This is a genomic window from Streptomyces sp. NPDC005181 (assembly GCF_040608395.1).
GTDB lineage: Bacteria > Actinomycetota > Actinomycetes > Streptomycetales > Streptomycetaceae > Streptomyces.
In genome coordinates this window covers 1-7,115 of the sequence record NZ_JBEXID010000173.1, presented here as the reverse complement: position 1 = coordinate 7,115, position 7,115 = coordinate 1, and the positions used below count along the sequence as shown (strand labels likewise).

The following is a 7,115-nucleotide window of genomic DNA, read 5'->3' as shown; positions in this document are numbered from 1 at the left end:
TCGCTGCCGCCTGAGGATCAGGGTTCATGGTTCGCATGCATTGATCCCTCAGGTGTGGGCCCGCGACTGTTCTTCCAGCGCGTTCCCGAAGGCAAGGTCGCCAAGAACCGGCTGCACCTTGACGTGCGGGTCGGCACCGGACTCGTGGGTGAAGAGCGCCTCGCCACACTCGAAGCCGAGTGCGCACGACTGGTCCCGCTCGGCGCAGTACGCGTGCGACTACTGCATGACGACAACGACTCGTGCATCGTCATGCAGGACATCGAGGGCAACGAGTTCTGTCTCGACTGAGAGCCGCGAACGTGTCCTCCCAGATCAACTGAGACGGCACCGGGCAACCGTGCGTCCGGGACCGGATCCACTGAGATTTCCAGCGTCACAGCGTGTCAGTTCTTCTGGTCGCTGCAGGTCACAGGCATCACCAGGGACCAGATCATCTGAGACGGGACACCGGGGACGCCGCGGCGGCGACGGCGAGCAATTCCGCCGCGCCAGCCGAAAGCTCGGAGTGCTGGCGTTGGATGCCTGATCAGAGGGAGGCGAGGATCTTCGCTTCCTTTTCGGGGTCGATCCCGTGTTCTGCCCACCGCGGGTGGTCCACGGGACGGTCGTTCTGGAGCCAGCTCCAGGTGTCACGAATGGTCTCGGGCAGCGGTCGGCAGCGGAGTCCTGCGGCTGCGGCCCGGCTCGAGTCCACTGACCAGACGCCGCTGTGGGTGCGCCACAGGGGGAGTTCGGTCCACTGCTTCACGCCGTTGCCGATGAGGACCGAGGGGTCGACCCATACGGGGCGCCCGGCTCCGCCCGTGGTTTCCAGGCAGACACCCAGGAAGTCCTCGAACGTGATGCCGTCAGGGTGCGCGACGTTGTAGCTCCCAGACTTGATTTCGCCGGCGGCCTGGTCCACAGCGCGAACGCAGCAGCGTCGCGAACGTCCACGGGTTGGATCCGCCGCTGGGCAGGCGCTGGCGCTACAAAGGGGCCTCCCTGGTGCGCGCGGCGTAGCCACCATGGCAGGCGTCCCACGTACTCGCCGGGGCCGAGGATCACGCCAGGGCGGAGGAACACGGCTCGGCCGGCGAACGACTCGGTCACGGCACGCTCGCCGCCCGTCTTCCGGAAGCCATTGATGGTGGGACTGCCGGCCTCGCCGTTATAGCCGTAGTTCTCATCCGCGTCCGCTGGGCACTCCAGCAGCTCGGAGTCGTCTGCCAGACGGCTGTGGGGCCAGCTCCTGTATACGGACACCGTGGAGAGGTGAATCCAGCGGGCAGCACAGTCCTTCAGCACAGAGGTAGCCAACAGCACGTCGCGTGGCGGCAGATCGGAACTCGAGGTGTCGATGACTGCATCCCACGGGCCGCGCGCTGCGAGCGTCCGAACATCGTCGATGACGGTTCGGTCCCCGTGAGCAGGCCTGACCCCGGGTACGTCCTTCCCGGAGCGGCCCCGGTTGAAGGTGGTCACGTCCCACCCTCTGGCCAGGGCCGCTTCGGCAATGTGCTTGCCCAGGAACCAGGTACCACCCATCACGAGGAGTCTCATGCTCAGAGATCTTGCCAAGTGGATGCCGCTGAACGAAAGAGCACCCGTGGCTCCCTGACGGGCGGATGGTCAGGGAGCGCGCCAGGACCGCAGACGATCGGCGATGTCGAAGGTGTCCAGCCGCAGGGCCTTGATGTCCTCGATCAGTTGAATCCACTGGGCTTGACTCGCGTCGACGGTCTCGCCGGAGGCCTCGATGTACGCCACGGCGACCGCGTACCCGTACAGCTCGTTCCGGGCGGGCAGCGGCCGCTGCAGCACGATCGTGTCGAGCAGGGCCGCGGCTCGCCAGTAGGCATCGGGGTCGGCCATGTCCAGGTGGGGCGTGTTGACGCGATGCCGGGCGACGGCCGCGACGAGCCCCGAGTAATCGCGGACCTGCAGGTGTTTGCCGAGCACGCGCTCTTGCCGGTCGAGGAGCCACCGGACGTCGATGTGCAGTTCCAAGATCAGGCCGCCTGGCTACTGGCGGGCGCCTCGGGGAGGCCGCCAAACGCCGCGTCGAAGGCGTCGACGAAGCCCGGACGGCCGAGCGCGGCGTCGAACGAGGCGGTCGCTCGCCCGAGCAGCGCCTGGTGCTCCTCTTGGTGGGAGAGGTCATCGAGGTAGGCGGCGAGACTCATGCCGCGGGCCTTGGCGAGAGCCGCGAGGCGGTCCCTCGTGTCCGTGGTGATTCGTACGCTGGTGTCAGCCATGCCGTCAGTATGCACCTACGCATGCGTCCACGCATACACCCCGCCTTGACCTGCATCTTTACGGCTCGGCAATGTCCTCCTTGAACCTCCCGAAGAGCGGAACGGCGTCCAGCGGGTCCGTCTCGGTGGCGTCGACGGTGTCGTCCGGCCGGTTGTAGCGGCAGTCGGGCAGCGGAGATTTCTCGCCCCAGTCGCCTGCCTCGCGCCGGTCGGCGAGGGGGACCTTGGCGCGCTTCATGTCGGTGTTCGGGCCGGCCCGTAAGGAGTGGCTCGTCACCTTCAGGCCGTTGATGTAGGTCACCCCGGCGGCGGCCGCGCGCTTCTTCACGATCTCGTTGATCGCTCTGCCGGACAGGTGCAGGCCCCGCACCGTGGCGTTGCTGCGCCCCTTCAGGTTGCCCGTCGTCGACAGGGCCCGGAAGAGAGGAAGGGCCGGGTTGTCGGCGTCGAGCTCGCGCAGGTCGCCGAGCCAGGCCCGTACGCTCCGGACGATCTGCAGGTCGGCCCGGTCGCGGATGAACCGCCACTTGCCCTCGCCGTCGCGGCGGGTCTTGGACCGGGTGCGCCTGGCGCCAGCTGCCGATGGACTTCCCGCCCTGGCCGACTGTGTACTGGTACTTCACCTAGTGGCACGACGACGGCACCGTCGAGCAGGTCCACGACACGTTGCGCGGCCGGGTCCACGACACGTTGCGCGGCCGGGTCCGTGAGGCTGACGGCCGTAACGCGGAGCCGAGCGCCGGGCTGATCGACTCGCAGTCCGTGCGCACGGCCGATACGGTCCCCGCGGGCACCCGGGGCTTCGACGCGGGCAAGAAGGTGAAGGGCCGCAAGCGGTTCATCGTCACGGACACCCTGGGCCTGCTGCTGGCGGTTCACGTGGTCGCGGCGAACATCCAGGACCGCGACGGCGCGAAACGTTCGTTGCTGTGGACCCGCCTGGACCATCCGGGCGTGCAGAAGATCTGGGCGGACCAGGGCTTCGCCGGCCGCCTCGTGGAGTGGTCACGCACGATCCTCGGCCGCGAGCTGGAGATCGTGCGCAAGGCCCCGGACCAGCGCGGATTCCAGGTCCAGCCCAAGGGATGGGCGATCGAGCGCAGCTGGTTCTTCGTCTGCTGGTGGTACAGCAGCTGCATGCGTCCTGACCTTGGGAAATAGTGGAATGTAGGATACTCGGTTCAGACTTGGGCCGTCTATGGTCCGGATCTTGGTCCCCGAGGTCGGCGGCGTACTGCTCCGCCGCGCGTCCGTGGATGTGGCTCGGCCGGGTCCTACGGTCCCGTCCCGCCCTCCGCAGTCCGTTAGTCGTGCTGGGACGGAGGCCTACCCCGATGCAGTGGCAAGCTCAGGCGCGGCTCTCTTTTCAGGCCGTGGTGGCGCTAGGCGAAGCGGAGGGCACCGACGATGTGGCCGGCATAGTCTTGTTCGCACGGCCGATGCTGTGGACAGATCGCGGTGTCAGCGAGGCGAGGTCGAGTACGGCGAGGCAGAGTGGAGCCTCCTCGCCCCGACGGACAGGCCGATCGGCCGCGTCTGGGGGCTGTCGGCTTCCCCGGCGCGGTGAACTTCTCGAAGTTCTTACGCGTGCACACGGGGACGACGCCGGTGGACTGCCGAGCGGAGCTGCGCTGACTATCGCGCTACCGCTACCGCTACCGCGACCGTTCCTCTGCCGCGGCTGCCCTAACTCCATATGATCTAGGGACCTTTACGTGTGGGGACGCGTCCCCGTATATCGGCTCGGGGGGCCTGATGGATCCGGCCAGTATTGGTACGACCGCCCGCATAGCCTCGTCGGTGGCGCGACCGATCATCGCGCGACTCTTCGTCAAGGAGAGCCAGGGGGCGGGGCTTGTCGACAAACCGGTGCGGGTCTCACGGCTAGTGAGCTGGGGCGGCGAGAAACGCAGCCTGAACGGGCTCGACATGTGGAAGATCGCCAGGGAACTGGTGAAGGTGGCCGTCGAGGCGAACCCGCACGAACCCCCGGTGGCGTCCGATGAACGCGAAGCCCTGGCGGACGCCCTGGCTGCGACGCTCAGCGCGCTCGGCGAGCTGGACATGGACGACGTCCAGGCTGTCCGGCTCGGCCGCGTGGGGCTGGCGCGCCGCCTGACCGCCGCACGCCCGGACGCCACCCGCGACCTGTCCGCCGACGCCGCCGTCCTCCACGACAGTTTGCTCGACCTGAGCTGTCTGCACATCTTGCACTTCTTCACTCAGCGCTCGACCTTCGTCGCCAACGCCCAGGTTGCCCAGACCCGCATGCTCGACGAGACGCTGCGCCTGCTGGACGCCCTGGTGGACCGGATTCCGCGGCCCGGCAGCGCGGACGAGGAGTTCGAGACCCGCTATCTGGCACACATCGAACGCAAGTACAGCAAGCTCAACATCTTCGGCCTCGACCTGAGCGATCCAGGCCGGGCCCGCTGGCCGCTGGACACGGCGTACCTCAACCTGGAACTGGCCTCGCAGCGCGACGGCGGCTCGCCGTCCGCCAACCGCCGACGAGTCGAGCAAGCCCTCTCCGGCTGCAACCGGGCGATGCTGCGCGGCCTCGCGGGATCAGGCAAGACCACCCTGATGCAGTGGCTGGCAGTCTCCGCCGCGCAGAATTCATTCCCCGACGAGCTGGCAAGCCTGCGCGGCCGCGTACCGTTCATGCTCCCGCTGCGCGCCCTGGCCCAGGACCCAGCGCTGCCGCGCCCCGAGCAGTTCCTCGGTGCAACTGGCAACATCCTGCACGGATTACAGCCCGAGCACTGGGCAGACCGGGTGCTCAGCAGCGGCCGCGGCATGGTGCTGATCGACGGCGTGGACGAGGTCTCCGAGAGCGAACGTCCGGTCGTGCGGCGCTGGTTGCTCGACCTCGTCGACCTGTACCCAGGGACATTCTTCCTCGTCACTTCCCGGCCGTCCGCCGTGAACGGTCTCTGGCTGGTGGAGGCCGACTTTGACGAGTTCAACCTGCTTCCGATGAACCGCCATGACGTCGACCGGTTCGTCCACGGATGGCACAACGCCGTCCTGACCACGGTCGAGGAACCCGAGGAACAGCAAGCTGTCGAACGGTGCCGGGACGCCTTGCGGACCACCCTCAGGCAGAAGCACGACCTGTACCGGCTGGCCACCATCCCCCTGATGTGCGCGCTCATCTGCGCCCTGCACCGTGACCGGCTCACCCATCTCCCCGATCGCCGCATGGAGCTGTATGCAGCCGCGCTCACCATGCTGCTCGTGCGCCGCGACAAGGAGCGCGAGATCCCCGTGCCGGACGGTCTCGCCCCCACAGAGGAGGCACAGGTCCAGCTGCTCCAGCGGATCGCGTACTGGCTGATCCGCAACGGACGATCCGAGGCGGCCCAGGCCACCGCGGTGCGCATCATCCGCGAGAAGCTCCCAGCCATGCCGCACATGGCGCCGCCCGACCGTGCCGAGGACGTCTTCCGCTACCTGCTTCTGCGCAGCGGACTGCTGCGGGAGCCGTCGGTCGGCATGGTGGACTTCATCCACCGCACATTCCAGGACTACCTCGGGGCCAAGGCCGCCGTCGAGGCCGAGGACCTCGACCTGCTCGCCGAGTCCGGCCGTGACGACCAGTGGGAAGATGTAATCCGGCTCGCCATCGGCCACGCGCGGGACGGTGAACGCGCCTATCTGTTGCGTAAATTGGTCGAGTTGGGCGACCAGAGCGCCGACCCGCAACTGCGCCGCCGCTACCACCTGCTTGCCGCCGTCGCTCTCGAACATGCCACGACCCTCGACCCGGCCGCCCGCGCCGCAGTGACCCTGCGAGCATCCGCCCTGATTCCCCCCGACACTCTTGCGGACGCGGAACAGCTCGCCACTGCCGGGGACATCGTCCTCGATCTCCTGCCCGGTCCCGATGAGCTGACGCCGGAGCAGGCCCGGGCGACGGTAGTGACCATAGCCCGGATCGGCGGAGAGGCTGCGCTCGAGCAACTGGCCCATTTCAAGCGTGTCGCCGACCGTGAAGTACGGCAGGAAGTCGCGCTGTCCTGGGCGTACTTCGACGCACGCTCCTTCGCCGAGGAGGTCCTGGCCGGGCTACCGATGGACGACCTGACGCTGCACCTGTCCGGCCCGGAACAGATCGCCTGCCTCGACGCGCTTGACCGGGTACCGCACCTCTCCCTGAGGGGGCAGATGCTGACGGCCGACCTCGTCGACGCTCTTTTCTCGCTGAAGGTCCACTCCCTGTCGATCACGCCCTCCAACGCGGAGTCATTCGCGCTGCCGTCGCTGACGCCGCTGCGCGGCCTGCGCCGACTCGTCATCGAGTCCTGTGACGTCATCACGAACATGTCCGCGCTCGGTGAAAGCCCGGCCAAGGAGCTCGCCCTGCACCGGCTACCGGACGCGGTCGACCTCGCCTTCCTTGCAAGGGCGGTAGACCTGAGGTCCCTGATTCTGTCCTCCCCTCATGGCATCCCACTCGCCGAGATGCCACTGGCACAGGTCACCTCACTCAACGTGGACGGCGTTCTGACGGGCGAGCAGGTCCCCGACTTCGCCGAGGTGTTCCCCTCGCTCACCTCCCTGACCCTGCGACTGACCTGCCAGAGCTACCAGGCGCCCGTCGACCTGTCCCCGCTGCGGAACGTGCTGCGCGGACAGGTGGACATCACGCTCGTGGATGCCGGTAAGGTCCACGGCCTGAACGCCCTTCCCGCCGACCGGGTCTCGGTACGGCACGCAGGACGGGCCAAGCCGGCTGGCCGGCCCAGGACCGGCCTCCTGCGGCGCTTTCGTGGATAGACACGGCAGCTGTAGTTCTTGATCGGTAGGGCATCGTTGCTGGTCAGGCGGTTGTGGCGGCGGTGATGTTGTTCCAGCGGCGGTGGGCTTCGG

7 protein-coding genes and 2 pseudogenes are annotated in these 7,115 nt (G+C 67.8%); 4 read left to right on the top strand and 5 right to left on the bottom strand.

The genetic code is table 11. The features are described from left to right. On the top strand, positions 1 to 291 hold a 291-nt coding region (locus ABZV38_RS38995; protein ID WP_356333541.1), incomplete at its 5' end, for a VOC family protein. A gap of 238 nt (positions 292 to 529) precedes the next feature. On the opposite strand, the gene ABZV38_RS38990 is transcribed toward ABZV38_RS38995, so the two are convergent. The 5 genes and pseudogenes from ABZV38_RS38990 to ABZV38_RS38970 all read right to left on the bottom strand — a co-directional run bounded on the left by ABZV38_RS38990 (position 530) and on the right by ABZV38_RS38970 (position 2,610). Further along, complete coding sequence (locus tag ABZV38_RS38990) at positions 530 to 907, bottom strand: hypothetical protein (protein ID WP_356333543.1); 378 nt, start codon at positions 905 to 907, stop codon at positions 530 to 532. A 56-nt stretch (positions 908 to 963) separates the two neighbouring features. Next, positions 964 to 1,530, bottom strand: a pseudogene (locus ABZV38_RS38985) (NAD-dependent epimerase/dehydratase family protein); the annotation flags it as partial. 84 nt (positions 1,531 to 1,614) lie between these two features. Beyond that, positions 1,615 to 1,992 carry a toxin Doc gene (locus ABZV38_RS38980; RefSeq protein WP_356333539.1) on the bottom strand — a complete coding sequence of 126 codons (378 nt, stop codon included), beginning with the start codon at positions 1,990 to 1,992 and terminating at the stop codon, positions 1,615 to 1,617. A 2-nt stretch (positions 1,993 to 1,994) separates the two neighbouring features. Beyond that, positions 1,995 to 2,240, bottom strand: a complete 246-nt coding sequence (locus tag ABZV38_RS38975) for an antitoxin MazE7 (RefSeq protein ID WP_356333537.1) — start codon at positions 2,238 to 2,240, stop codon at positions 1,995 to 1,997. Between the two features lie 58 nt (positions 2,241 to 2,298). Then, complete coding sequence (locus tag ABZV38_RS38970; protein WP_356333535.1) at positions 2,299 to 2,610, bottom strand: hypothetical protein; 312 nt, start codon at positions 2,608 to 2,610, stop codon at positions 2,299 to 2,301. A gap of 296 nt (positions 2,611 to 2,906) precedes the next feature. Between ABZV38_RS38970 and ABZV38_RS38965 the strand changes: the two genes are divergently transcribed. The 3 genes and pseudogenes from ABZV38_RS38965 (at position 2,907) to ABZV38_RS38955 (ending at position 7,022) form a co-directional block, all read left to right on the top strand. Beyond that, positions 2,907 to 3,401 (top strand): transposase, encoded by a 495-nt coding sequence (locus tag ABZV38_RS38965; protein WP_356333533.1) that lies wholly within the window; start codon positions 2,907 to 2,909, stop codon positions 3,399 to 3,401. A gap of 325 nt (positions 3,402 to 3,726) precedes the next feature. Continuing rightward, positions 3,727 to 3,875, top strand: a pseudogene (locus ABZV38_RS38960) (AraC family transcriptional regulator); the annotation flags it as partial. 165 nt (positions 3,876 to 4,040) lie between these two features. Next, entirely contained in the window at positions 4,041 to 7,022 is a 2,982-nt protein-coding gene (locus ABZV38_RS38955; protein WP_356333531.1) for an NACHT domain-containing protein, read from the top strand. Positions 7,023 to 7,115 lie beyond the last annotated feature (93 nt).